Genomic DNA, 24318 nt, shown 5'->3' with positions numbered 1-24318 from the left:
CACAGCCTCCTCAGTTAATGGCCGCTAACTCTACCCTGCAACGCGGCGTCTTTCGCAAACACGAGATCAGCCAACTCGGCCTGGAACGCCACCATCCGAGCCCGCAGCGCCGCATCGGCAGAGCCCAGAATGCGGGCTGCCAGCAAACCGGCGTTGCGCGCGCCACCGATGGAAACGGTGGCCACCGGCACACCGGCAGGCATCTGCACGATCGACAGCAAAGAATCCAGCCCATCAAGGCGAGCCAGTGGCACCGGGACCCCGATCACCGGCAGCGGTGTGGCAGAAGCCACCATTCCGGGCAGGTGCGCGGCGCCGCCCGCGCCGGCGATGATCACCTCGATGCCGCGGCCGGCCGCGTCGCGGGCGTAGTCGAACATCCGCTGCGGAGTGCGATGCGCCGAGACCACGCCGACCTCGAAGGGGATGTCGAACTCGGCCAGCGCGAGCGCTGCCTCCTCCATCACCGACCAGTCGCTGTCACTGCCCATGATGACGCCGACCCGGGGACCGGGCTTGTGCTCACTCATGCGGATCCCATCCATCGCTCCATTCCCCGTGCGACAACCAGTGTGCCGCGCTTTCGGCCCGCTCGCTCAGGTTCGCCACGTCGTTCGTGTCCGCACCGAGGAGGTTGATGTGGCCGATCTTGCGGCCCGGCCGTTCGTCCTTGCCGTAGAGGTGGACTCGGGCGTCGGGATAGCGCGCGAACAGGTGGTGCAGCCGCTCGTCCATCGTCATCGCGGGCGTTTGCGGGGCGCCGAGGACATTGGCCATCACGGTCACCGCGGCCACCGGCGTGGTGGCGCCGAGCGGATAGTCCAGCACCGCGCGGAGATGCTGTTCGAACTGGCTGGTGGCAGCACCGTCCATGGTCCAGTGCCCCGAGTTGTGCGGGCGCATCGCCAGCTCGTTGACCAACAACTGCCCGTCGACGGTTTCGAAAAGCTCGACCGCCAACACCCCGACCACACCCAACTCATCGGCCAAACGCAGCGCCAATTGTTGTGCAGCAGAAGCCGATTCACCCGAAAGGTCGGGGGCAGGCGCGATCACCGTCACGCAGATTCCGTCTTCTTGCACGGTCTCGACCACCGGCCACGCCGCGCCCTGGCCGAACGGCGACCGGGCCACCAGCGCCGAGAGTTCGCGGCGCATCGCGACCCGCTCTTCGGCCAACACCGGCACACCGGCGGCCAGATAGTCAGTGACGACCGCCCGGGCCTGGGCCACGTCATCAACGATGGACACCCCGCGCCCGTCGTAGCCGCCCCGGGCCGCCTTCACCACCATCGGGCCACCGGTCAGCGCGGCGAAGTCGTCGAGATCCTCGGGCGTCTCGATCGCGGCGAACCGCGGCACCGGCGCCCCCAGCGCCGATAGCTTGCGGCGCATCACCAGTTTGTCCTGGGCGTGCAGCAACGCCGCCGGCGGCGGCGCGACGTTGACGCCCTCAGCGATCAGCTGGTCCAGCAGCTCGCCCGGGACATGCTCGTGGTCGAAGGTGAGCACAGTAGCCCCAGCGGCCACCCGGCGCAGGGCATCGAGGTCGGTGTGCAATCCGATCACCACGTCGGGGGTGACCTGGGCGGCCGGCTCGTCGGCCGCCGCGGCCAGCACCCGTAGCCGCTGCCCTAGCGCGATCGCGGCTTGATGGGTCATCCGCGCCAGCTGGCCGCCGCCCACCATGGCGACGAGGGGGCTACGTCCGCCCGCAGGCGGCGTCGTGGTTGGGGGGTTCGGCACGGGCAATATCGTGTCACGTCGGCACGCGGCGATCGCAAGCGCGGCGCGGCCGCGCGGCGCGCGTCGGCGCCATGGGCCCGCGCGGTCGTTATGCAGTCGTTAGGCGCAGATGGGGCCGAGTCCGTACACTGGCAACTTGTGTCTTTTACCGACGCCACGATCGCACGCCTGCCGCGGGGGATCCGTCCGCTGGCCGAACGCCATCATGAGCTGATCAAGTTCGCCATCGTCGGCGCGACCACCTTTGTCATCGACTCCGCGTTGTTCTACACCCTCAAGCTGACGATCCTTTCGCCCAAGCCCGTCACCGCCAAGGTCATCTCGGGAATTGTCGCGGTGATCGCTTCCTACATCCTCAACCGTGAGTGGAGTTTCAAAGACCGGGGCGGCCGGGAGCGGCACCACGAGGCCCTGCTGTTCTTCGGGGTCAGCGGCGTCGGTGTGGTGTTATCCATGGCCCCGTTGTGGTTCTCCAGCTACGTGCTTGGGCTGCGGGTGCCGATGGTGTCGTTGACCATCGAGAACCTCTCAGACTTCGTCTCGGCGTACATCGTCGGCAACCTGCTGCAGATGGCATTCCGGTTCTGGGCGTTCCGCCGCTGGGTCTTTCCCGACGAGTTCGCCCGTAGTACCGATGCCGCGCTGGACGCGACAATCGAGACCGGTGCGCTCGCTGAGGCGATCGAAGACGCCCTGGAGGGCGGCCCGGATACCGGCGTGGTGACGCTGTTCCGGCGTCCGGCCCGTCATCAACCGCCGGCGGACGGTCTGTCGAAGACGTCCTAACCGGAACCGTCAAAGACCTTCGGATCGGAGCCGTCGAAGACCTCCCGATAGAGCAACGTGTGGACCTGCTCCACGCGCGGGATGTCATAGAACTCCAATGGTTCGGCTGATGCCGACTCGATGATCAGCGTCCCGGTTCGCAAGATCCGGTCGATGAACCCGTGCACGAACTCCACACTGTTGATCCGCGCCAGAGCGATGTCGATGCCACTGCGGGTCAACAACCCGTGCCGGAACATCACCCGCCGGTCGGTGACCACGAAATGCGTCGTCAGCCAACTCAGGAACGGCCACAGCGTCAGCCAGCCGAATACCACCAGCCAGATCGCCCAGATCACCCCGAAGACGACGTTCTTGGCGGTGGGATCCCAGACCCGCGAGTTGACGAACCCGGCGGCAAACGCGGCGCAGGCGGTGACCAGCAGCAGTGCCAGCACCGGCAGAATCAGACGTTTGACGTGCGGGTGCCGGTGCAACACCAGCTGCTCGTCCTCGGCCAGCACGCTCTCCGGGTAACCCACGGCCGGCCCTAGCCGGTGGGCCGCAGTCGGGTGACGTCGCCGGCCGACACCGTGACGGTGCCATCCCCGGTGTTGATCACCAGCCGACCGGTGTCATCGATGGCCTCGGCGAGTCCCTCCACTCGCTGGTCGCCGGGTATGTCGGCGCGCACCTGAGCTCCCAGAGTGCAGCTGTGCCGCCGATAGTCCGACACCAGCGCGTCGTCTGCCCCGCCGGCCGCCCGCCAGGCCGCGATCCGATCCGCGAGGTGACGAAGGACCTTGTCGGCCCAGAGGTTTCGGTCAACCACCGCGGCACCGAGCATGCCCAGTGAGACCGCTGCGGGATCCGGTGCCTCCTCGGCGGTCATGGACACGTTGAGCCCGAGGCCCACCACGATCACCCGCTGTGGCGCGGCGACCTCGGCGAGAATGCCGGCCAGCTTGCCGTCGCCCACGAGAATGTCGTTGGGCCACTTCAGGCCGATCTGCAAGTCCGAAACGTCGGCAATCGCATCGGCGACCGCGACACCGGTGGCCAGAGTCAGCCAACCCCAACCCGATGTCGGCACGGTGTCCGCGGCGACTCCTACCGACAGCGAGAGTTGGCTGCGCGCCGGGGCGCTCCAGTGTCGACCGTGACGTCCACGGCCGGCCGTCTGATGTTCGGCCAACAGCACGGCTCCGTCGATGTCTTCGCCCGCTGCGGCGCGAGCCAACAGATCCGCATTGGTGGAACCGGTCTCGTCGACGACATCCACGGCGCGCCACGGCCCATTCGGCCCGGTCAGCCCGGCTCGCAGAGCGGCTACGTCCAGCGGCGGCCTTGGCACAAGACTCATTTCGCCAGCTTACTCACCAGTGCTAGCCGCCTGACCTAGACGCCCGGGACTTCGCCAGTCCACTGTATTCGCGGCGACCGGCGGCACGCGACACGCTTAATGACACGCCCGCGAGTCCCCGACGGGTGGCTATAAACTGGGCATGTCCTAGTAGCTCAACGGATAGAGTGCCGCATTGTCGACGCGGTGGGTGCGGGTTCGAATCCCGCCTAGGTTTGGGAAGAGGCACGTTGAGCACCACTACCGGTGCTCCGTGCCTCTTCTGGAACGTACAAGGTTGTCGCCGGGGGATGCGATCATGGCCACATGGATAAGCGATACCAGGTTTTCGTCAGTTCGACTTACGACGACCTCGCTGATGAACGTGGCGCAGCAATCCAGGCGATCCTTGGCCTCGAACATCTTCCGGCTGGGATGGAAATGTTTCCGGCCGCCAACGAGGATCAATGGACCCTCATCAAGCGAGTCATTGACGAGAGCGACTACTACGTGGTGGTCGTAGGTGGTCGCTACGGCAGCATGAACGCCGAAGGCATCAGTTATACCGAACGTGAATATGACTACGCAATCGAGACCAAGACGCCGGTGATCGGCTTCCTGCACAAAGACCCTGAGCGCATAGAGGCAGGGAAGACTGACCAGAACGACGAAGCGAGAGCGAAACTCGCCGAGTTTCGCACGAAGGTCGAGAGCCGCCCGGTCAAGTACTTCACGAGTGCGGCGGAACTCGGCGGCAACGTCGCGCTAAGCCTCGTAGCCTTGACCCGCAAAGAGCCAGGCATCGGATGGGTACGCGGCGATAAGGCAATGACAGTTGAGACTGAGCGCGAAATGCTCGAACTGAAGCAGCGATTGGCCAAGGCGGAAGCTGAGCGCGAGAGTGCGCAATCCGCTTTGGTGGAGGACACCTCGGAACTCGCCCAGGGCAGTGACGAAGTGAGCATCCCGGTAGTCGTTACTGGGCAGAAGAGGTCGGAAACCGGTTGGCAGAAGTACCGGTTGGACGCAGAAGCGCGCACCACATGGGATGAATTGTTCGGCGACATCGGCCCAGCCATGATTGACGAGGCGATAGAACACGACGTACGCCAACGGGCGGCGACCCATGCTTTCGTGATGCTAAATGACGATGACAGGGAATCTTGCAAGGGCTTCAGCAATCGAGAAATCAATATCTATAACGATCACTGGGACATGATTCGCGTCCAGTTTCGTGCGCTCGGCCTGATCGACAACGGACAGAAGAGGAGGCCAATCAACGACACAAACAAGTACCTGGCTCTCACCAACAAGGGCGATCGACACCTCACATTTCTCCGGGCTATTCGGCGCAATATCGACGACACGCCTAGGCAATCGGACGACCAAACAGATTGACCACTTTCAGCTTCGCTACCGGTACAACGCGTTCGGGCAATGGATTTTCGGTTTCGACCTCGGGAATGTAGTTGGCGTAGGTGGTCAGCGTTAGCACGTAGCTGCTGTGCCCCAACCACTTTGCTACCTGCATGAAGTGAACGCCATTGGTCAGCCACAGCACTGCCGCTGTGTGTCGCAAGTCGTGCAAGCGAACGCCTTTGACGGCAGGTACGGCGGTGCCGTCCTCGGCGGTGTAGGCAGGTCGGCTGGCCGGCAATCCGACCGCCTCCAAGGCTGGCCAGGCGATCTTGCTGTAGAACCCGCCGAGGTCCAACGGGTCCGACCAAGTGTGGCGTGGCTGGTTCCACTGGTTACGCGTGTCCTACCTGAACCGCCCCGGCTTTGATGCATACCTTATTTCGAGGGAAGGTAAGGCGCATCATGCCGAAGAAATACGACGACGAGTTCAGGGCGCGGGCGGTGCGGTTGGTCGCCGACCATGAGCAGGACTACGACACCAGGACGGCCTGCATCGCCGCGGCCGCAAAACGGTTGAGCGTGTCGGCGGACACGCTGCGCCGGTGGGTGACCCAGACCGAGGTTGACGCCGGGCAGCGCGACGGGGTTTCCAGCGAAATCGCACGCGAGAACCGGGAACTCAAGCGCAAGAACCGTGAGCTTGAGCAGACCATCGAAATACTGAAGGCGGCAACGAGTTTCTTCGCGCGGGAGAGCGACCCGCGACACCGCTGATCTGTGCGTTCATCGCCGAGCATCGTGCTCGGTTCGGGGTCGTTCCGATCTGCCGCGTGCTGTACGAGCACGACTGTGCAATCGTCCCGAGAACCTTCTACGCCTGGCTTCCCCGAGGACGATTCCGTGCGCATCAGCCACGAGGCGATTTACCAATCGCTCTACATCCAGGGCCGTGGCGCGCTCAAACGTGAACTGGTCTGGTGCTTACGCACCGGACGCGCACTCAAAGCGCCGCGGGAACGATCACGGCGAAAGACCTGGGCCCACGTCACCCCTGAGACGCTGATCAGCCAACGGGCCCGCAGAGGCCGAGGACCGCGCTGTTCCAGGCCATGGGGAGGGCGATCTCCTGATCGGTCTGGGGCGCTCGGCAATCGGCACTGTCGTCGAGCGCACGACCAGATACACGATGCTGGTCCACCTCCCCCGCGAGGAGGGCTATCGGCACAAGGAAACCCCGAAGAACGGCCCGGCTCTGGCCGGCTACGGCGCACTCACGATGAAAAACACCCTTGCCAACACCATGTCGACCCTGCCCGAGCAACTCGCCCGGTCGCTGACCTAGGACCGAGGAAAGGAGATGTCAGCCCACGCCCAGTTCCAGATCGAGATCGGCATCCCCGTCTTTTTCGCCAACCTCCAGTCCCCTTGGCAACGCGGCACGAACGAGAACCCCAATGGCCTTCTACGCCAGTACTTTCCGAAAGGCACCGATCTCTCTCGGTGGTCCGCAGAGGAGATCTAGGCAGTCGCTCACGCACTGAACACCAGGCCCCGAAAGAGACTCGGCTGGAAGACACCCGCCGAAGCATTCAACGAGCAGCTACTCTCACTCCGACAAGCCGGTGTTGCATCCATCAGTTGAACCCGGTCAATACACGTCGGTGCGGTTCGGGGAGACCCTGTCGTTGTCCGGACTGGTGGCATCGATTGGCTCGGTCGGCGACGCCTACGATAACGCGCTGGCCGAGACCACCATCGGCCTCTACAAGACCGAAGCCGTCCGTGACGACGCACCATTTCGGCGTGGCCCCCTGCACCGGCTGTCCGACGTGGAGCTACTCACCGCTGACTGGGTGCACTGGTACAACACCAGCCGGCTCATGCACCGCCTCGGCCGAATCCCACCAGCCGAGTACGAGACCGCTTACTATGATCAACAAGCCGATGCTCAACAGGCGGCACACCAGTAACCGGGTGCGCATCAAACCCGGGACGGTTCACAGACAGCTTCTTCGCCAGGGGGTTCGGCGTAGGAACTCGGCACCGGGGCGCGGCGGTGGTCTGCCAGATCGCCCAGACTGTCAGCTACGCCGCGCCGACGACGATTGCGACGTGATCGTGGCCGGTGTTCATGCCCCCGAGCCTTGGCGGGAACCACCGCCCAGGAAAAGGCAGTTCTACGCCAGCTCACGCCAACCACTCACCGGCCAGGCCGAGACCGGCCTCACAGAGTTCAGCTGGGGCGAGGGCCTAGTAGCGCCGCACGCCAACGGGCTACCGCCGTCGATGGGCGGCCAGTACATGCCGAAGTGTCCGCAGGTAGAACTCCACGGGCTATCGCTCACGCCCCGGCAGAAGCGCCGGCCACGTGACGAGGCTCGCGGGTACCCCGGCGACCAAATAGCGCGGTAAAGCCCCAGACGCGGCCGGGGCGGTTGGTTCCTCCTTTCCAACCCGCCCCGGCTGCCAACGAGAGGAACCCACGACGGCCACCAAGAAGCAGGCCGCGCAGCGCCAAGTTCGCCAAGGAGGCCCGAGCCGGTAAGGGCAAGGTCGGCAAGGCGGCGAAGAGTACCGCCAACCACAAGCGCAAGCGCGGCTAGCTATATCCAGCCAGAGGGTTCTCAATCATGGCCTAAATGACGGAGGAGAAAACCGACCGATCCCCTGAGGAAGCTTCTGCATAGGCTGTTTGAACTGCTTTTGGGGAAGCCGCTTTTCGGCTCGATCGAGCGCCCGCATCAGAAGGTTGGCGGTGGCCAGCATCTCAATAGCCTCGTGCTTCCCGGTCTGGAGATTTGGTCCATGCCCGCGTGTATTCCGCAGCGCCTGCGCGCACCCCATGAACAAGAACTTGTAGCCTTCTCGCTCATCGTTCTTCTGGTCGTTGTCTGCGTTATCCGATGTGATGTCCAGCTGAGGGCTTTGTTCGTTAAACACAGCTGTCATGAGCCGCTTGCCGATATCGGATTGCCCCGTCAGCTTTTTGACGCGGTCCTCAACAGCCTTGAAAGCATTAAAAACTGCGTCGTCGTAGTGACCATTCGCGACTTGCGATCCGCTCGCAGCTGAGACCAACGGGTGCAAGCCGGGCACGTTAACCGGCGTCGGCGGCCGGGCAACTGCCTTAGCTGAAACAACCTCGTACTTCGCAGCCGTATGGTCCAACCTGCTGCCGCGGCCAAACGGACTCTGATTCACCTGCACCTCAAGAAGCCGCATCGTCTTGGTTTTGCCGTTCGGCAGGGTGTGGGTGATCTCATCGCCGACTTCGACGTCAGCATCAACGCTGAATGTGATGCCGTGCGCAGGTCCTAAGTCCTGGGCTTTGATGTCGAACTCTGTAGGTGTGCCGTCGTCCCCGATGCGGCGAAGCTTCATGGTCTCGCCTAGGCCAAACGGCGGCATTCCGTCCTCCATCGTCGACTCTGGTCCCGACAGTCAGACTACCTGCGTAGATAAGTTTGCTCGGGCACGCCGCGCGGTACTAACTGGTCGCTAGCAAGACGCCGGTAGAGCAGGGCGTGTAACTCTGCGTCAGCCCCGATCTCACCCCGGCGTCACCCCGGCGACCAGGGGTATATCGGGGGCGAACCGCAGTCGTACCCGAGCCGACCTCTAACCGGCCCAAAACCACCGCTGAACTGCATAGGAGTTCCCTAAACGCGCTGGTCGGGGCGCCACCCGATTCCGCCGTCTCGGTAACCTGCAAGCGGCACCACCCAAACCCTGCCCCCACCACACCTGGACCGGGATCGACCCCGCACCAACCACCACCACCGGAGAAAAACTGCTTCGCGACGGCGAAGACGGCGGCGACGTTCCCTAACCGGTCCGGTCGGGCGATCCGATGGCCCACACTTTAAGATCGTTTCTTATGACCAGTGTTACTGAGCACTCCGGTGAGGCCCACGTAGAGGCGCAAGCCGAGCATGTCGTCGACATCCACACCACCGCGGGCAAGCTCGCCGACCTCAAGCGTCGGACCGAGGAGACCCTGCACCCGGTCGGTGAGGCCGCGGTCGAGAAGGTGCATGCCAAGGGCAAGCTGACCGCTCGGGAACGGGTCTATGCCCTGCTTGACGAGGGCTCATTCGTCGAGCTCGACGCGCTGGCCAAGCACCGCAGCACCAACTTCGGCCTGGCCGACAAGCGTCCGCTCGGCGACGGTGTGGTGACCGGTTACGGCACCATCGACGGCCGCGAGGTCTGCATCTTCAGCCAGGACGCCACCGTGTTCGGCGGCAGCCTCGGCGAGGTCTACGGCGAGAAGATCGTCAAGGTCCAGGAGCTGGCTATGAAGACCGGCCGGCCGCTGATCGGGATCAATGACGGCGCCGGTGCCCGCATCCAGGAGGGTGTGGTCTCGCTGGGCCTGTACAGCAAGATCTTCCACAACAACATCCTGGCCTCGGGTGTGATCCCGCAGATCTCGCTGATCATGGGCGCCGCGGCCGGCGGTCACGTGTACTCCCCCGCCCTGACCGACTTCATCGTGATGGTCGACCAGACCAGCCAGATGTTCATCACCGGCCCGGACGTGATCAAGACCGTCACCGGCGAAGAGGTCACCCAAGAGGAGCTGGGTGGGGCGCACACCCACATGGGCAAGTCCGGGACCGCGCACTACGTCGCCTCCGGTGAGCAGGACGCCCTGGACTACGTCCGCGACCTGCTGAGCTACCTGCCCCCGAACAACTACGCCGACCCGCCGCACTTCCCGGTGCCGGCAGCCGAGGGCGCCATCGAGGACAACCTCACCGCAGAGGACCTCGAACTCGACACGCTGATCCCGGACTCGCCGAACCAGCCGTACGACATGCACGAGGTGATCACCCGGATCCTCGACGACGACGAGTTCCTGGAAGTCCAGGCCGGTTACGCGCAGAACATCATCGTCGGCTTCGGGCGTATCGAGGGCCGCACGGTCGGCCTGGTGGCCAACCAGCCCACCCAGTTCGCCGGCTGCCTGGACATCAACGCCTCGGAGAAGGCCGCCCGGTTCATCCGGACCTGCGACTGCTTCAACATCCCGATTGTGCTGCTGGTCGACGTGCCCGGCTTCCTGCCCGGTACCGAGCAGGAATACAACGGCATCATCCGGCGCGGCGCCAAGCTGCTCTACGCCTACGGTGAGGCCACCGTCGCCAAGATCACCGTCATCACCCGCAAGGCTTACGGCGGCGCGTACTGCGTGATGGGGTCCAAGGAGATGGGCGCTGACGTCAACGTGGCCTGGCCGACGGCCCAGATCGCGGTCATGGGCGCCTCCGGCGCGGTCGGCTTCGTCTACCGCCAGCAGCTCACCGAGGCTTCGAAGAACGGCGACGACGTCGACGCGCTGCGCCTGGAGCTCCAGCAGGAGTACGAGGACACCCTGGTGAACCCCTACGTCGCCGCCGAGCGGGGCTACGTCGACGCGGTGATCCCGCCGTCGCACACCCGCGGCTACATCGCGACATCACTGCGCCTGCTGGAACGCAAGATCGTCCAGCCGCTGCCCAAGAAGCACGGAAACATTCCGCTGTGAGCGACCACGTGAGCGACGAGACCACCGAGGCGACCACTGCGGGCCAAGGGCCCGCGGCGGCCGAACCACACATCAAGGTGCTGCGGGGCAACCCCACCGACGCAGAGATCGCGGCGCTGGTCGCGGTGCTGGGCACGGCAGGCGGCTCGGGAGCCGAATCCGGTACGCGGGACCGCAATCTGTGGGGCCACCCGGTCGACAAGCTGCGGATTCCGTTGTTCAGCTGGCAGCGGATCACTCTGCTGGAGCGCACCCACATGCGCCGGTGACCCGTCGGTGACGCGCCTGGTCCTCGGCTCGGCATCCTCAGGCCGGCTGGCCGTCCTGCGCGGCGCCGGGATCGACCCGTTGGTGGTGGTCTCCGGTGTGGACGAGGACGCCGTGATGGCCGGCCTGCCCGCCACCGCCTCCCCGGATGCCGTGACCGGCGCTCTGGCTGCCGCGAAAGCGGAACAGGTCGCCGCCACGCTGCAGCCTCCGGTGAGCACCGATTGCGTTGTGATCGGCTGCGATTCAATGCTCTATATCGACGGCAAGCTGTGCGGCAAGCCACCGACCGTCGATGAGGCCCGCAACCGCTGGCGCGAGATGGCCGGCAATTCCGGCCAGCTCCACACCGGCCACAGTCTGATCCGGTTGCGCGACAACGAGATCACCCATCAGATCACCGAAACCGCGGTTACCACAGTGCGTTTCGGCCGCCCCGATGACGACGACCTGGAGGCCTATCTGGCCAGCGGCGAGCCACTGCGGGTGGCCGGCGGATTCACCCTGGATGGTTTGGGGGGCTGGTTCGTCGACGGTGTCGACGGCGATCCCTCCAGCGTCATCGGTATCAGCCTGCCGATGCTGCGGCGGCTGCTGCGCACAGCCGGGCTCTCGGTCGCTGCGCTGTGGGCGAACAACCCGGTCGTTTGACCCAGCTCACCGGCGTCTGACGCCGCAGGATTTCCCGCCATGGGAGTGGCACAGCGGTTTCCGCCCGGTAGGCTCGACATCGTGCCAGTGCCTGCCGATCCCGCAGTCCTACGCCCACCCCGAACGGCTGGTGACAGCCGACTGGCTGGCGGGCAATCTGGGCCGGCCCGGCCTGGTCGTGGTGGAGTCCGACGAAGATGTCTTGCTCTACGACATCGGCCACATTCCCACCGCGGTCAAGATCGACTGGGTCACCGATCTCAACGATTCCCCGGTTCGCGACTACATCACCGGCGAGCAGTTCGCCGACCTGATGAACCGCAAGGGCATCTCCCGCGACGACACCGTGGTGATCTACGGCGACAAGTCCAACTGGTGGGCCGCCTACGCGCTGTGGGTGTTCACCCTGTTCGGTCACGAAGACGTGCGGCTACTCGACGGCGGACGTGATCTGTGGGTGTCCTCGGGCCGGGAGACCACGCTGGACGTGCCGTCGAAGACCACCAGCGGCTATCCCGTCGTCAAGCGCAATGACGCCCCCATCCGGGCATACCAGGATGACGTGCTGGCGAATATCGGCAAGGTGCCGCTGATCGACGTCCGCTCCCCGCAGGAGTACACCGGCGAGCGCACCCACATGCCGGAATACCCGGAGGAAGGTGTGCTGCGCGGCGGCCACATCCCCACCGCAGTGTCGGTGCCCTGGAGCAAGGCGGCCGACGACGCCGGCCGGTTCCGTAAGCGCGAGGAACTCGAGGCGCTCTACAGCTTCCTCAAGCCCGACGACAAACCGATCGCCTACTGCCGCATCGGAGAACGCTCTAGCCACACCTGGTTCGTGCTGACGCACCTGCTCGGCCTCGACGATGTCCGCAACTACGACGGTTCATGGACCGAGTGGGGCAACACCGTGCGCGTGCCGATCGTCGCGGGGGTAGAACCAGGACAAGCACCCGGACAGCTGCCCGGAGCCCCGGGGAGTCCAGCCAGCTGATGAGCCTGCCGGAAGGACTGGCGCAGGTGGTGTCCGATTTCGCCGAAGTCGAAGGCCAGGACAAGCTCAAGCTGCTGCTGGAATTCGCCGACGAACTGCCCGAGCTGCCGGACGAGCTCACCGAATCAGCCATGGAACCGGTACCGGAGTGCCAGTCGCCGTTGTTTCTGCATGTCGATGCCGCCGACCCGCAACGGGTGCGGCTGTATTTCAGCGCGCCTCCGGAGGCACCGACCACGCGCGGCTTCGCCTCGATCTGGGCGGCCGGCCTCGACGGCGAACCGGCCGATGTCATCCTGGGCGTGCCGGAGGATTTCGCGTCCCGGCTGGGGCTGGCTGCACTGATCAGCCCGTTGCGGCTGCGGGGTATGTCGGCCATGTTGACCCGCATCAAGCGGCATTTACGCGCCGCGTAAGGGGCACCTGGAACAGGTTCAGCGCTCGCGCCTTACACTGCCTGAAGCTAGATTCTTAAAGACCTTTCTTAAACATGCCATCAGGAGGCCCAGTGGCGAACCATGCCAGCTCGAAGATCTCCAAGGTGCTCGTCGCCAACCGCGGAGAGATCGCAGTCCGGGTGATCCGCGCCGCGCGCGACGCCGGATTGGCCAGCGTGGCCGTGTACGCCGAGCCCGACGCCGACGCACCGCACGTCCGGCTCGCCGACGAGGCCTTCGCCCTGGGTGGGCAGACCTCGGCCGAGTCCTACTTGGTGTTCGAGAAGATCCTCGACGCCGCGGCCCAGTCGGGCGCTAACGCCATTCACCCCGGCTACGGCTTCCTCTCGGAGAACGCCGACTTCGCCCAGGCCGTCATCGACGCCGGGCTGATCTGGATCGGGCCGAGCCCGCAGTCGATCCGCGACCTCGGCGACAAGGTCACGGCGCGTCACATCGCCGCCCGCGCCAAGGCTCCGCTGGTGCCCGGCACCCCCGACCCGGTCAAGGACGCCGACGAGGTGGTGGCCTTCGCCAAGGAGTATGGCGTGCCGGTGGCGATCAAGGCCGCGTTCGGCGGCGGTGGCCGCGGCATGAAGGTGGCGCGCACCCTCGAGGAGATTCCCGAGCTGTTCGAGTCGGCCACCCGTGAGGCGATCGCGGCCTTCGGTCGCGGCGAGTGCTTCGTGGAGCGCTACCTGGACAAGCCGCGCCACGTCGAGGCCCAGGTCATCGCCGACCAGCACGGCAACGTCGTCGTCGCGGGCACTCGCGACTGCTCGTTGCAGCGCCGCTTCCAGAAGCTGGTCGAGGAGGCTCCGGCGCCGTTCCTGACCGACGCGCAGCGCAAGGAGATCCACGAGTCCGCCAAGCGGATCTGCAAGGAGGCCGGCTACTACGGCGCCGGCACCGTGGAGTATCTGGTCGGCCAGGACGGCCTGATCAGCTTCCTGGAGGTCAACACCCGTCTGCAGGTGGAGCACCCGGTCACCGAGGAGACCTCGGGTATCGACCTGGTACGCGAGCAGTTCCGGATCGCCAACGGCGAGACCCTCGACATCACCGAGGACCCGACGCCGCGCGGCCACTCGATCGAATTCCGCATCAACGGTGAGGACGCCGGTCGCGGCTTCCTGCCCGCCCCCGGCCCGGTCACCCGATTCGACCCGCCGACCGGCCCGGGCATCCGGATGGACTCCGGCGTGGAGGCCGGTTCGGTGATCGGCGGCCAGTTCGACTCGATGCTGGCCAAGCTGATCGTCACCGGCGCGACCCGCACCGAGGCCCTGGAGCGCGCCCGGCGTGCCCTGGACGAGTTCCACGTGGAGGGACTGGCCACGGTGATCCCGTTCGACCGTGTGGTGGTCCGTGACCCGGCCTTCATCGGCGACGAGAACGGCTTCACGGTCCACACCCGCTGGATCGAGACCGAGTTCGAGAACAACATCGAGCCCTTCACCGGCGGCGAGCCCCTCGACGAGGACGATGTCCAGCCGCGGCAGAAGGTGGTCGTCGAGGTTGGCGGCCGGCGCCTGGAGGTGTCGCTGCCGGGTGACTTGGCGCTGGGCGGCGGAGCGGGCGGTGGAAGTGGAGCCAGCGGTGTCCTCAGAAAGAAGCCGAAGGCCCGCAAGCGTGGCGCGCACGGCGGCGCGGCGGCCTCGGGTGACGCGGTCACCGCACCGATGCAGGGCACCGTGGTCAAGGTGGCCGTCGAGGAGGGCCAAGAGGTTGCCGCTGGTGACCTGGTCGTCGTCCTGGAGGCCATGAAGATGGAGAACCCGGTCACCGCGCACAAGGACGGTGTCATCACCGGCCTGTCGGCAGAGGCCGGATCGGCCATCACGCAGGGCACCGTGCTCTGCGAGATCAAGTAGGTCCGGCCCGCTATAGAACCTGTCGAGATCAACGCCGGCCCGTGGTATCTGCGGATGCCACGGGCTGACGACCGAGTCGACGACCGTCCGACCCTGGCCGATCTCGGTGAGACCGACCCGGACTTCATCGCGACGGCAGCCGCCGGCTGGGCCGAGGACTCGCGCTATCTCTGGGCGGTCTGCGAGCCGACGACGGGCGAACTGTTGGCCGAGGTGACGCTGAATCCGGCTTCGGGCGAGATCGGCAGCCGCCACCGGCCAGGTCATGGCCAGGCGGCGCTGACCGGGGCGCAGGCAGTGTCCCGGTTCGCCGCCGGCGCGCTAGGTCTGACGCCGGTGATGACCGGCGTGGGTGGTCCGGTTTCGACCGATGAAAATCCAGGTCAAACCGCCGATCGCCAACACTAGGACCGAGATCCCGAAGCCCAGCGTCCACCCGGCATCGTGCTGCGCGGCAGCGCTGATGAAACCCACCAATGCCAGTGTCGGGGACGTCCTTGAATACCTGACTAAAACCCTGGCGGGGCGCGATTTCAGCGGCTTCTTGGACATCCTGGTGCCGTGGTCGGCGTCGTGACGGTGGGCGTCGTGTTGTCGAGTCCGGCGGGTGTGAGTGTATCGGGCATGACAAAGGCCACGCGACGCGTGGGCGTCCGTGGGCAGCTTGGGGTCGCTCGTCGTGGTGGCCGGCGTTAGGCTGCTCGCTCGTCTGGGTGTCGTCGTCGGTGCAGGTAGGCCGCTATTGCGTTGCGGCCCAGGCCGAATCCGAGCATGACGGTCAGTTGGCGAACAGCCGAGTAGGCGATCATGCGCCCGCCGTAGAGGGTGCGGTCGAGAGTGTTATTGAGACTTTCGGAGTCTTCGCGCCACCCGTAGCAGCGGTCGTAGACGCTGTCGCCGTCCTCGGTTTTGACGTGCTGGCGCAGGTGCTCTGCCCGATTGTAGCCACGCTTGCGGTCGTCGTCGGTGGTGTCAATGCGCTCTCGCTGCACGGTGCCGCACGTGGGAGTCGCGAACTCGATGTACCACCGGTGATTTCCGTCGGCGTTGCGGCGCGAGTAGATCTTGGCGGTTGGGCAGGGTTGCAGGTGCGTGTCGCCGGTGTCGAGGATCTGGCGTTGGCAGATGCGCCCGTCTTGAGTCCATAGGTTGTGAACCTCGCCGCAGGCACAGTCGAGGCGGGCCAGTGCGGTGGGTTTTCGGGTGCCGTCGTGGATGGGTGAGAGCACGGTCAGGCCGTGTTTCATGGCGTGGTCGATGTGTTTGCCGCGGAAGGCGCCGTCGTAGCAGACGCCGTCGCAGCGGACGTCGGAGTCGGCGATGACGCGGTCGATCATGTCGACGGCGATGCGGGCTTCGCCGCCGTAGCCTTTGCCCGCCGGCACGGCGTCGACATCGAGGATGACGCGGTTGTTGCGGATGGCGTTGGGGCGGGTGGCGAGCATGGTGAACTTGGTGCCGTAGCGGAACTCCCTGTCGTTTTCGCCGTTTTGCACTTCGATGCCGGCGTGGACGCGGCGTCCACCCTCTTCGGCCCACCGGTCGGCGGTGGCCTTACGGACGGGCGCGGCCACCACGGTGCCATCGCCGACGACGTATTGTCCCCGGGCGGGATTGGTGTGCGAGACAGGGGCGGTGTGGGCCAGGCAGCCGAGTTCGGTGGCCAGCCGGCGGGCGAGCGGCCGAAACGCGGTGAGCAGCTCGTTGGCGTGGTCGTCGAGCAACCGTTGGGCGTAGTTGTGGTGCCATCGCTGCGGTGGGCGGCGCTGCGCGGTGGGGGCTCCGTGTTTGGCGGCGTGCTGGCGGATCGAGCGCCAGTAGGCGGGGTGGGCCATGGCGCGGGCGGCCTTGCTGTGTGAGCCGAGCACCCCGGTCAATGCTTTGTGCAGCACGTGCACCCACGGTGGGTAGTGCGGGCGCCGGCCGGGAGTTCCGGGCTCGTGGACGGGCAGGATCGCAGCCAGGTGGTAAATGACCTCGTGTGAGGCGACGGCTTCGATGGTGTCGATTTCGAGCAGCGTGAGATCGGTCGGGGTTTCGAGCTTGCCCAGCCGGCGCTGCTCGATGCGCTGGGCCCCATAGGCCGGCGTCGGCGTGGCGGTGTCGCGCTTCATGGTGCGCCGCCGGGGTCGTGCCAGGCGTAGCCGATGAGGGCGGCGGTGGTGTCCAGCGAGGGCGAGCCGATAAGGCGGGCGGCGTCCTCGATGCGGCCGGTGCGCTCGAACTCGCGGCGCGCGGCGTAGGCGGTCAGCGATGCGGGTCGTACCCCGCTGTCGTCGGATAGTCCCGCGCGGGTGAGGATGTCGCGCACGGTCACGCACACTCGGGCCTGTTTGTGGGCGTCGCTGCCGTGGGCGCCGGTGCACAGCACCGGTGGGTGGCCGCCGCGAGGAAGCGGTTCGGTGAGGTGGGCGGCGCGTTCGACGAGCACCCGCACCGACCAGGTGTCCAGGGGCAGCAGCCGGGCCCGGTGCTTGGCTGATCCGTGCGCCCACACGGTGGCGGCGCGGTGGTCGAGGTCGGCGGCGCTGATGTGACCGAGTTCGCCGGTGTGCGCCCCCGCAAGCAGCAGTGCGGCGGTGGCGGCGTGGCGGGTTGGGGTGGCGTGTTCGGAGAACAGCCGCACCAGCGCGGCTTCGTCATCGGTGAGTGGGCGCCGGGCCGAGGACCGACGTGCTGGGACGTCGATGTCGGTGGTGGGGTCGTCGAGGGTTAGCCGCAGCCGGCGGGCGGTGCGGTAGAACGCGCGCAGCGCGGCGCGGCGGTTGTGCATGGTCGCGACCGCCGCAGCCGACACGGTCCCGTGTCGGGTGCGGCCTTTGGCGGCAACAAATGTCGCGACCAACACTCGATCGACGCCGGCCAGGGTAGTGACGTCATGCGCGGCGGCGAACCGGGCGAAACGGCGGGCGAGCAAGCCGAACTTGTCGAGCGTCTGCACCGACAGCGCGCCGTCGGCGATCCACGCCCCGGTCACTGCCGCCACCGCCGCGCTCAAGCTGCCCTCAGCCATGGCCGGCCCCCACCCCAGCGGCAACAGCAACTGCTGCCCGGCGCTCACCACGGGTCCGCGCCGTTGGTGAAACGTTGGCCATGCCGCCTCCATCCATAATGGTGCATGTATGCACCATTCGAGCAGGGGGGTCCGACAGCCTGCCTGAATGCGGCGGGGCTGCGGGATAGGGTGGGCTGGTGGCGCGCAGCAACGGCGATAAGCCGCCGGTGGCTTACGTGGCCAGAGGCCTCTGGCCTAACGCCGCCATGACACCTGATGCCCCGCCGTCGGCGTCGGCCGCGCAGCATCTGGCCCGCGCGCTGGGGGCGGCGATGGCCGAGACCGCTACCGGTCAGCGGGCACTGGCTGTGGTCAGCGGGGTGGCACACACCACCATCGGGCGGATCCTGGCCGGCACCGTGCTGTGCGACATCGGCTCGCTGGCTCGCCTGGAACACGCCCTGGGCCGGCGGCTGTGGCCCGAACACCCAGACGCCGCCACCCACCGCCGCCTCGGCGGGAAACCGCACGCTCACCATCGCGATGCCGTCTGACACATGAGGCAGATTACAGAATCGTTATTCGGTTGGGGTGTTACCGCGACCGCGTGTTGCGCTTGACTCGTGTTCCACGCGCCGCAACAATGGGTTTCGGGCGCACGCGCGCGTCAGGGTAGCGAGGGAGTGGGTGTAACGCTATGGCAAAGACCAGCAAGTCGCTGATCGACCTGATCGAGATCGCCGCCACACGGCACGGCGGGGCATCCGGACGCCGCCTGGCCGAGCTGGCGCAGCGCGCCGGCCACGATATCTCGCACGCCACGCTGAATCGCCTGCGGCAGGGCACCTACGCCACCCGCCCGTCAGACGCATCGATCCGGGCGATCGCCTTCCTGGCCGACGTGTCGGAGAACGTCGCGTTCGCGGCGGCGGACCCGCGGATCAGCTCGTCGACCGCCTTACGCTGCCGGGTCGTCATCCGCTGCGCTTCGGCCGGCGGCGCAAGAGGCGGTGGCCGGCATCGACGAGGTGATCGACGCGTTGTTCGCCGCGGCCAGCGACCAGGACCCAGCCGATGATGAATCGCTTTCGGGTTTCACGGGATTGAGCACAGATCACCCCGCCCGCGCGGTCGGGTAGAGCCAACAGGCCGTCCGGCAGGAGGGGCAATGGTGTGATTCCGGAGTTGGATCCATCCGGTGGGCTACTGCCACCCGGTCGCTACCGGGCAAGCCGGGCCGAGGTCTACCAGCGATTCGTCAACGGGCGCGGCGAGCACCGGCAGCACCTATGGCGGGACTGGGAGTCGGCGACAAGCCTGCTTTGTCGCCACGTGCACGTCAACGCCTGCTGGCTCTACGGACGGTTCCTGTCCGAGGAGCCCGAACCCGAGGTCGTGTCGTGTGTGTATTGGGCCGAGGACCTGGAGTTGTCCAAAGCCCACCTGGACCCGGCCAGCGCCAACATCCTGCGGGCGTTCGCGCAGCGCGCTACGCTGCGTCGCGTTGTCGGAGTGCGGGTGGATACTTCGGTCGTCGCCTGGCACTGCCAACCCGACACCGAGATTGAGGACCGCTACCTGCCCCAATACTTGGAGCGACGAGGCCGGGTCGATGATTACCTGCAGCGAATGCGTTCTGGCCCAACGGGTTCGCCGCCCGTACGCGAGGACGCGCTGCCGCGCTGCGGATATGTGGAGGTGATCGTCGATGACTACCAGTGAGGATGACCTCGACCGGATGCAGGCGGCGATCCTGGCGGCGATGACCGACGACGACACACCAGCCTGGAGTACTCCTGATGACTTATCCCGCATCAGCGTCGAGGCCCTGATCGCCGACGATAGCCTCGGGCGAACCCTGCCCTCGCGTGGCAACATCCGCCTCAGCGGCGACGGCGTGACCGGGGCCTCGGCGCGGGTCTCCGAAGTCGCCCGCGTGATGGCCGGATTTCAACGCCTGGCCACCGCGGTCGGGGCAGCCCAACAAGGCGATAAAGCGCTGGGACGCCAACCCAACGCCGACGTGCGCCGGCGCACCGACCTGCTGCTCAGAGCCTCACCCGGGCCTGGATCGATCATCTTGACCCTCACCCCGGCGACCTCACCGATCACCGAAACCGGCCACGCCGGCGGCAAAGTCGGCATGTTCGCCGAACTGGAAACCGACGATCAGTTGCTCGACACCGCAATCGGTGCGGCCATCGATGTGTTCAGCGCCGGCAACGACATCGGGCCCAGCCCAGCGCAATCCCGGTTCGTCCAACAGCTCGCCGAGATGGGACCACGTACCGCCTCGGCCCTACGCGACCTGTCCAAAACACTGGACCGCGCCGGATTCGACGTCGAAATCGACTGGCAGCAACCATCCCGCGCCACCCGCCGCGTCACCGTGTCGGCAACGGCCGCCGCCTACATCGCCGCCACCGTCGAAAACGCCAACCTCGACGAACAACCCGTGCAAATCATCGGCGAATACCTCACCGTCAGCGCGGTCTCGTCCTGGCTCATTCAGCAAGACGACGGAGAGACCGTGACGGTCAAACTCGGCCGCATCGGCAAGGACCAAGCGCGCGGCCTGGCAGTCGGTGATCGCGTCCGCATCCACGCACTCATGAAAATCGAAACAACCCCCGGCGGCGCCGTCAAAACCACCTACACCGCCCACGCCGTCTACCGGCTCAACGACTAAAACTAAAACTGAGCTTCACAGGCGGCTTTCGACTCGTCCCTCGTGGCGAGACTGTCAAGTTAACGGTGTAACTGGTTGTCGTAGTGTTACTTTCGGCCTTGGGTCAGTCGTCCGGGGAAGGCGATCTCGAAGGCGTTGAGGGGTGCCTTCCATCGGTTCATCCAGCGTTGTCGGCCTTTGCCGGTGGGGTCGAGGCTCATGATCGCCAGGTAGACGCATTTGAGCGCGGCCTGCTTATTAGTTACGTGGAATCAGATTGGGGCTGAGAAGATCTTGGTCCCTGACGGCCACGGAACTGGGAGGCAGGCTTGGCGGCAACGGGGTTTGAGGACAAGTGGCCGGTGCTCGGCCGGCACGAGCGAGCGGCGGCCTGGTTGCGGGTGTGGGTCGACCTTGGTCGAGCACCGCGGACGATCGACGCGTATGCGCGCGGGCTGGCCGAGTTCCTGCAGGTCTGTGAGGACCATGGCATCGACCCGGTCACCGCAAACCGGGCCGATGTCGCGGTGTTCGTTCGTGAGCTGACGGGGCGGGCCAGCCGGCGTGGCACGAATTTGGTGTCGATCGATTCCGGGTGCGGGTTGGCGAACGCGACGATCCAGCAGCGGCTGGTGCCGGTGCGGTTGTTCTACGACTTCCTGATGGATGAGGGTGTCCGGGAGTCCAATCCTGTTGGGCGAGGACGATATACGCCAGGGCGGAAGTGGGGTGGGCAGCAGCGCGGCCTGGTGCCGCGGCTGGTGAAACTTCCGTGGATCCCGACCGAGCAGCAGTGGCTGGATGTCCTGGCCGTGGCGGCGGCCGAGCGGCCGCGGAATCGGGTGATGTTGGCGCTGGCCTATGACGCAGCGTTGCGGCGGGAAGAGTTGTGCTCGTTGCGCACCGATGACCTGGATCCGGGTCGGCGGATGTTGCGAGTGCGGACGGAGACGACGAAGAACCGGCTCGAGCGGGTGGTGCCGTATTCGGCGCCGACCGGGGTGTTGTTGCAGGAATATCTGACACATCGGGCGGCGCTGAGCCGAGCCCGAGGACCGTTGTTCCTGTCGGAGTCGCGCCGCAACCTGGCTGAGCCGTTGAGTTTGTGGACCTGGTCGAAAGTGGTGCGGCGCATCGCGATCGACGCCGGGGTGCCGCAGTTCTCTACCCACACGACCCGGCATCTGTGCTTGACGGACCTGGCGCGGATGGGCTGGGAACTACACGCGATCGCCACGTTCGCCGGGCATCGCAGCACCGAGACCACGCTCACCTATATTCACCTGTCCGGGCGGGAGCTGGCCGACAAGCTCGCTCGCGGCATGGACCACATCCACGCCTGGCGGGTGGAGATGCTGGCCCGCCTCGGCGAGCAGGAGACCGGTCGCCGATGACGACGATCGTGAATTGGCAGGCAGCGCAATCTGCTTGGGAGTGGCCGCTGCGGCTGGATTGTTTCCGGCGCCACGAACGGCTGTCGAAGGACGAGTGCGATGCGCTGCAGACTCTCGGGTTCGACCTGCTGCGGCTGGACCGGGACCGCGAACACCGGCAATGGCGGGCGATTCTGCGACTGACCGCACCACTGGACGAGGCGTTGGCCGTGCTGCACTGGCATCCCGACACCGTGTTCCAGCGCCGGTTCGCCCGCTATGCCACCGCGATCGTCCTGCACCGCTGCGGCGACCTGGGCCGCGACTTCTGGTCCTGGTCGACACAGGAGTGGGCCGAGCTGCTGCGCCCACAGCAGCTGCGGCAGCGTTTCCCGGGGCAGGTCGGCATGCAGGCACGCCCCTATCTCCTCGCCCACGCCTATCTGCTCACCCGGTTCACCGCATTCGATCTGGTCGGGCCGTTCGCGCGGCAGGCGTTGGCGCAGAGAGTGTTCGGTGCTGATGCCGTCGAGCAGGCAGTCGAGCCCGTTCGCGCGGTGCTTAGCGGATGGGGATATCGTGCCGCGAATCTGGAGTCGATGATCTGCACGTTGCTGTTGCTCAACCGCAGCCCGATGCTGAACGAGCTCACCTCCCCGGCGCTGGAGCGGTTGCGCGCGGACGCGGCGATCGAACGGCATTTCCACGGCCGCCACCTGCATGGTATTCACAGGGCTCTGGCTACGCTCGGACACACCGGTCCGCCGCCGGCACCGCGGTACGGGGAGGGGCCCGTCCCCATCACCGGCACCGCCGCGGGCTGGGCGCGAGCGATCCAACGCTGGCACGCCACCGCGACGGTCCAACCGAGCACCCGGGACACCCACCGCGTCGTGCTGGCCAAGATCGGCCGCTGGCTCGCCGCCGACCATCCCGACATCACCGGGCCCGCTGACTGGACACGCCAGACCTGCACGGCCTGGATCGCCGCCGTCGACCGCATGCGCGTCGGCGACCACATCCAATCGCAGAACTGGCGTGAGAGCCGCACCGAACAGCTCGGAAAACCGCTGTCGCCGAAGACGAAACGCACCTACATTCGGATCGCCCGCACCTTCTTCCGCGACCTCCAAGACTGGGACTGGATCCCGCGCCGGTTCGACCCCGCGCGAGCATTGGAGACCCCGCGCAGCATCCGGGCACTGCAAGGACCCGACCCGCGGGTGATCGCCGACGACCTCTGGGCCAAACTTCTCTGGGCCGGCCTCAACCTCGACCCCGGCGACCTGCCCGGAGGGCCCGGAGCCCACCCGGTCGACATGGTCCGCGCGATCACGCTGACCTGGCTGTTCGCTGGCCAGCGCAGCGACGAAATCGCCCGGCTCCGGCTCGGCTGCATCCGCTGGCAGCACGATCAGCCCGCCGTCGGCGACGACCCGCAGCAGACTGGCTCATCGGTCTGTCTGCTCGATATCCCCACCCACAAGACCGGCGCCGCCTTCACCAAGCCCGTCGACCCGCTCCTGGGCCGGGCGATCGAAGCATGGCAGGCCCTGCGACCAGCGCAACCACCGATGCTGGACCGGAAAACCGGTGAGAAGGTGCACTTCCTGTTCGCTGTCCGAGCCGGACGGATCAGCAAGAACTACATCAACGACACGATCATCCCCGCGCTCTGTCGCAAAGCCGGCATCCCAGCCGCCGACGTTCGCGGGCCGATCACCAGCCACCGCGCTCGCTCCACCATCGCGACACAGCTCTACAACGCCAAGGAACCGATGACGCTGTTCGAGCTGCAGACTTGGCTCGGGCACCGCAGCCCGGAATCGACCCAGCACTACGCCAAAATCACCCCGAACACCCTGGCTAAGGCATACAGCGACGCTGGCTACTTCGCCCGCAACGTCCGCACCATCGAAGTCCTCGTCGACCGCGACGCGGCCACCTCCGGCGGTGCCGCCGCTGGTGAGCCTTGGCAGCACTACGACCTCGGCCACGGTTTCTGCAGCTACACGTTCTTCGAGCAATGCCCGCACCGGATGGCCTGCGCCCGGTGCGACTTCTACATTCCCAAAGAGTCCAGCAAAAGCCAACTCCTGCAAGCGAAATCGAACCTTCAAAAGATGCTCGTCAGCATCCCGCTCACCGACGACGAACAAGCAGCCGTCGAAGACGGTCAAGCCGCCCTCGACCAGCTACTGCAACGCCTCGCCGACGTTCCGACCCCGGCCGGAACGACACCACGACAACTGACCGCCACCCCGTTGCCGATCGTTGCCGTCAACCATGGCCGACCAGCACGAACTTGACAATCCTG

At 66.2% G+C, this 24318-nt stretch carries 23 protein-coding genes, 1 tRNA gene and 4 pseudogenes; 19 read left to right on the top strand and 9 right to left on the bottom strand.

Annotated features, from left to right (window positions below; translation table 11 throughout):
* Window positions 1–14 precede the first annotated feature (14 nt).
* Window positions 15–530, bottom strand: coding sequence for a 5-(carboxyamino)imidazole ribonucleotide mutase (gene purE / locus BN4346_RS31530; RefSeq protein WP_067970622.1), 516 nt, complete (start codon window positions 528–530; stop codon window positions 15–17).
* Window positions 523–1746, bottom strand: coding sequence for a 5-(carboxyamino)imidazole ribonucleotide synthase (locus tag BN4346_RS31525; protein ID WP_407695069.1), 1224 nt, complete (start codon window positions 1744–1746; stop codon window positions 523–525). The genes purE and BN4346_RS31525 overlap by 8 nt, the downstream gene beginning before the upstream one ends.
* A 138-nt stretch (window positions 1747–1884) precedes the next feature.
* Between BN4346_RS31525 and BN4346_RS31520 the strand changes: the two genes are divergently transcribed.
* A complete protein-coding gene (locus BN4346_RS31520; RefSeq protein ID WP_067970618.1) occupies window positions 1885–2532 on the top strand; it encodes a GtrA family protein in 648 nt (215 codons plus the stop codon).
* Here BN4346_RS31520 and BN4346_RS31515 read toward each other — a convergent pair.
* Window positions 2529–3053, bottom strand: a complete 525-nt coding sequence (locus tag BN4346_RS31515) for a PH domain-containing protein (protein ID WP_067970616.1) — start codon at window positions 3051–3053, stop codon at window positions 2529–2531. The two genes, BN4346_RS31520 and BN4346_RS31515, sit on opposite strands and share 4 nt — an antisense overlap.
* Before the next feature lie 8 nt (window positions 3054–3061).
* The gene (locus tag BN4346_RS31510; protein WP_067970614.1) at window positions 3062–3874 is read right to left on the bottom strand and encodes a biotin--[acetyl-CoA-carboxylase] ligase; all 813 of its coding nucleotides are present in this window, start codon (window positions 3872–3874) and stop codon (window positions 3062–3064) included.
* A gap of 144 nt (window positions 3875–4018) precedes the next feature.
* Here BN4346_RS31510 and BN4346_RS31505 point away from each other — a divergent pair.
* Both BN4346_RS31505 and BN4346_RS31500 read left to right on the top strand, forming a co-directional pair.
* Window positions 4019–4091, top strand: a tRNA-Asp gene (locus tag BN4346_RS31505).
* Between the two features lie 89 nt (window positions 4092–4180).
* Window positions 4181–5251 carry a DUF4062 domain-containing protein gene (locus BN4346_RS31500; protein WP_067970611.1) on the top strand — a complete coding sequence of 357 codons (1071 nt, stop codon included), beginning with the start codon at window positions 4181–4183 and terminating at the stop codon, window positions 5249–5251.
* On the opposite strand, the gene BN4346_RS48415 is transcribed toward BN4346_RS31500, so the two are convergent.
* Window positions 5223–5567: a site-specific integrase gene (locus BN4346_RS48415; RefSeq protein WP_067970609.1), complete on the bottom strand. Its 345-nt coding sequence runs from the start codon at window positions 5565–5567 to the stop codon at window positions 5223–5225. The genes BN4346_RS31500 and BN4346_RS48415 overlap by 29 nt on opposite strands.
* 107 nt (window positions 5568–5674) lie before the next feature.
* Here BN4346_RS48415 and BN4346_RS31490 point away from each other — a divergent pair.
* The 3 pseudogenes from BN4346_RS31490 to BN4346_RS31480 all read left to right on the top strand — a co-directional run.
* A pseudogene (locus BN4346_RS31490) lies at window positions 5675–6102 on the top strand (transposase); the annotation flags it as partial.
* A pseudogene (locus BN4346_RS31485) lies at window positions 6095–6854 on the top strand (IS30 family transposase); the annotation flags it as partial. The pseudogenes BN4346_RS31490 and BN4346_RS31485, both read left to right, overlap by 8 nt.
* Window positions 6820–7182 (top strand): annotated as a pseudogene (locus BN4346_RS31480) (integrase core domain-containing protein); the annotation flags it as partial. The pseudogenes BN4346_RS31485 and BN4346_RS31480, both read left to right, overlap by 35 nt.
* A gap of 658 nt (window positions 7183–7840) precedes the next feature.
* Here BN4346_RS31480 and BN4346_RS31475 read toward each other — a convergent pair.
* The gene (locus BN4346_RS31475) at window positions 7841–8632 is read right to left on the bottom strand and encodes a TIGR02391 family protein (RefSeq protein WP_067970605.1); all 792 of its coding nucleotides are present in this window, start codon (window positions 8630–8632) and stop codon (window positions 7841–7843) included.
* Between the two features lie 457 nt (window positions 8633–9089).
* Between BN4346_RS31475 and BN4346_RS31470 the strand changes: the two genes are divergently transcribed.
* From BN4346_RS31470 to BN4346_RS31440, 7 genes are all read left to right on the top strand, one after another.
* Window positions 9090–10742 carry an acyl-CoA carboxylase subunit beta gene (locus BN4346_RS31470; protein WP_067970602.1) on the top strand — a complete coding sequence of 551 codons (1653 nt, stop codon included), beginning with the start codon at window positions 9090–9092 and terminating at the stop codon, window positions 10740–10742.
* Window positions 10739–11011, top strand: a complete 273-nt coding sequence (locus BN4346_RS31465) for an acyl-CoA carboxylase subunit epsilon (RefSeq protein WP_407695068.1) — start codon at window positions 10739–10741, stop codon at window positions 11009–11011. Before BN4346_RS31470 ends, BN4346_RS31465 begins: the two co-directional genes overlap by 4 nt.
* A gap of 7 nt (window positions 11012–11018) precedes the next feature.
* Window positions 11019–11660, top strand: coding sequence for a Maf family protein (locus BN4346_RS31460; protein ID WP_067970600.1), 642 nt, complete (start codon window positions 11019–11021; stop codon window positions 11658–11660).
* 130 nt (window positions 11661–11790) lie between these two features.
* On the top strand, window positions 11791–12654 hold the full coding sequence (locus tag BN4346_RS31455; RefSeq protein WP_235653592.1) for a sulfurtransferase: 864 nt from the start codon (window positions 11791–11793) through the stop codon (window positions 12652–12654).
* Window positions 12654–13070 carry a SufE family protein gene (locus BN4346_RS31450; RefSeq protein WP_067970597.1) on the top strand — a complete coding sequence of 139 codons (417 nt, stop codon included), beginning with the start codon at window positions 12654–12656 and terminating at the stop codon, window positions 13068–13070. Before BN4346_RS31455 ends, BN4346_RS31450 begins: the two co-directional genes overlap by 1 nt.
* Window positions 13071–13162: 92 nt before the next feature.
* Window positions 13163–14965 (top strand): acetyl/propionyl/methylcrotonyl-CoA carboxylase subunit alpha, encoded by a 1803-nt coding sequence (locus BN4346_RS31445; protein WP_067970595.1) that lies wholly within the window; start codon window positions 13163–13165, stop codon window positions 14963–14965.
* Between the two features lie 12 nt (window positions 14966–14977).
* Complete coding sequence (locus BN4346_RS31440) at window positions 14978–15373, top strand: GNAT family N-acetyltransferase (RefSeq protein ID WP_067970593.1); 396 nt, start codon at window positions 14978–14980, stop codon at window positions 15371–15373.
* 284 nt (window positions 15374–15657) lie between these two features.
* On the opposite strand, the gene BN4346_RS48900 is transcribed toward BN4346_RS31440, so the two are convergent.
* Entirely contained in the window at window positions 15658–17079 is a 1422-nt protein-coding gene (locus tag BN4346_RS48900; RefSeq protein ID WP_235653591.1) for a hypothetical protein, read from the bottom strand.
* On the bottom strand, window positions 17076–18026 hold the full coding sequence (locus tag BN4346_RS31425; protein ID WP_235653590.1) for an integrase: 951 nt from the start codon (window positions 18024–18026) through the stop codon (window positions 17076–17078). Before BN4346_RS31425 ends, BN4346_RS48900 begins: the two co-directional genes overlap by 4 nt.
* 131 nt (window positions 18027–18157) lie before the next feature.
* Here BN4346_RS31425 and BN4346_RS48620 point away from each other — a divergent pair, with 131 nt between their 5' ends.
* From BN4346_RS48620 to BN4346_RS48410, 4 genes are all read left to right on the top strand, one after another.
* The gene (locus BN4346_RS48620) at window positions 18158–18514 is read left to right on the top strand and encodes a helix-turn-helix domain-containing protein (RefSeq protein WP_154677567.1); all 357 of its coding nucleotides are present in this window, start codon (window positions 18158–18160) and stop codon (window positions 18512–18514) included.
* Between the two features lie 143 nt (window positions 18515–18657).
* Complete coding sequence (locus BN4346_RS48895; protein ID WP_235653589.1) at window positions 18658–19038, top strand: hypothetical protein; 381 nt, start codon at window positions 18658–18660, stop codon at window positions 19036–19038.
* 95 nt (window positions 19039–19133) lie between these two features.
* A complete protein-coding gene (locus tag BN4346_RS31410; protein ID WP_067970587.1) occupies window positions 19134–19682 on the top strand; it encodes a DUF6932 family protein in 549 nt (182 codons plus the stop codon).
* Window positions 19669–20649 carry a hypothetical protein gene (locus tag BN4346_RS48410; protein ID WP_067970585.1) on the top strand — a complete coding sequence of 327 codons (981 nt, stop codon included), beginning with the start codon at window positions 19669–19671 and terminating at the stop codon, window positions 20647–20649. The genes BN4346_RS31410 and BN4346_RS48410 overlap by 14 nt, the downstream gene beginning before the upstream one ends.
* Before the next feature lie 86 nt (window positions 20650–20735).
* On the opposite strand, the pseudogene BN4346_RS48890 reads toward BN4346_RS48410, so the two are convergent.
* Window positions 20736–20897 (bottom strand): annotated as a pseudogene (locus BN4346_RS48890) (IS256 family transposase); the annotation flags it as partial.
* Window positions 20898–20957: 60 nt separating this feature from the next.
* Here BN4346_RS48890 and BN4346_RS31390 point away from each other — a divergent pair.
* Window positions 20958–22022, top strand: a complete 1065-nt coding sequence (locus BN4346_RS31390) for a tyrosine-type recombinase/integrase (protein WP_067970583.1) — start codon at window positions 20958–20960, stop codon at window positions 22020–22022.
* Window positions 22019–24310: a tyrosine-type recombinase/integrase gene (locus BN4346_RS49705; protein ID WP_154677565.1), complete on the top strand. Its 2292-nt coding sequence runs from the start codon at window positions 22019–22021 to the stop codon at window positions 24308–24310. Before BN4346_RS31390 ends, BN4346_RS49705 begins: the two co-directional genes overlap by 4 nt.
* Window positions 24311–24318 lie beyond the last annotated feature (8 nt).

The sequence above is a fragment of the Mycolicibacter icosiumassiliensis genome, from assembly GCF_900078685.2.
Classification (GTDB): Bacteria; Actinomycetota; Actinomycetes; order Mycobacteriales; family Mycobacteriaceae; genus Mycobacterium; species Mycobacterium icosiumassiliensis.
This window is presented reverse-complemented; position numbering and strand designations above follow the sequence as displayed.

What these genes read in the sequence shown, in the direction of transcription:
- BN4346_RS31470 (WP_067970602.1), top strand. Translation starts at nt 9,090, where the DNA reads ATGACCAGTGTTACTGAGCACTCCGGTGAGGCCCACGTAGAGGCGCAA.
- purE (WP_067970622.1), bottom strand. Translation starts at nt 530, where the DNA reads ATGAGTGAGCACAAGCCCGGTCCCCGGGTCGGCGTCATCATGGGCAGT.
- BN4346_RS48895 (WP_235653589.1), top strand. Translation starts at nt 18,658, where the DNA reads ATGGCAAAGACCAGCAAGTCGCTGATCGACCTGATCGAGATCGCCGCC.
- BN4346_RS31475 (WP_067970605.1), bottom strand. Translation starts at nt 8,632, where the DNA reads ATGGAGGACGGAATGCCGCCGTTTGGCCTAGGCGAGACCATGAAGCTT.
- BN4346_RS48900 (WP_235653591.1), bottom strand. Translation starts at nt 17,079, where the DNA reads ATGAAGCGCGACACCGCCACGCCGACGCCGGCCTATGGGGCCCAGCGC.
- BN4346_RS31450 (WP_067970597.1), top strand. Translation starts at nt 12,654, where the DNA reads ATGAGCCTGCCGGAAGGACTGGCGCAGGTGGTGTCCGATTTCGCCGAA.
- BN4346_RS31500 (WP_067970611.1), top strand. Translation starts at nt 4,181, where the DNA reads ATGGATAAGCGATACCAGGTTTTCGTCAGTTCGACTTACGACGACCTC.
- BN4346_RS48410 (WP_067970585.1), top strand. Translation starts at nt 19,669, where the DNA reads ATGACTACCAGTGAGGATGACCTCGACCGGATGCAGGCGGCGATCCTG.
- BN4346_RS31510 (WP_067970614.1), bottom strand. Translation starts at nt 3,874, where the DNA reads ATGAGTCTTGTGCCAAGGCCGCCGCTGGACGTAGCCGCTCTGCGAGCC.
- BN4346_RS49705 (WP_154677565.1), top strand. Translation starts at nt 22,019, where the DNA reads ATGACGACGATCGTGAATTGGCAGGCAGCGCAATCTGCTTGGGAGTGG.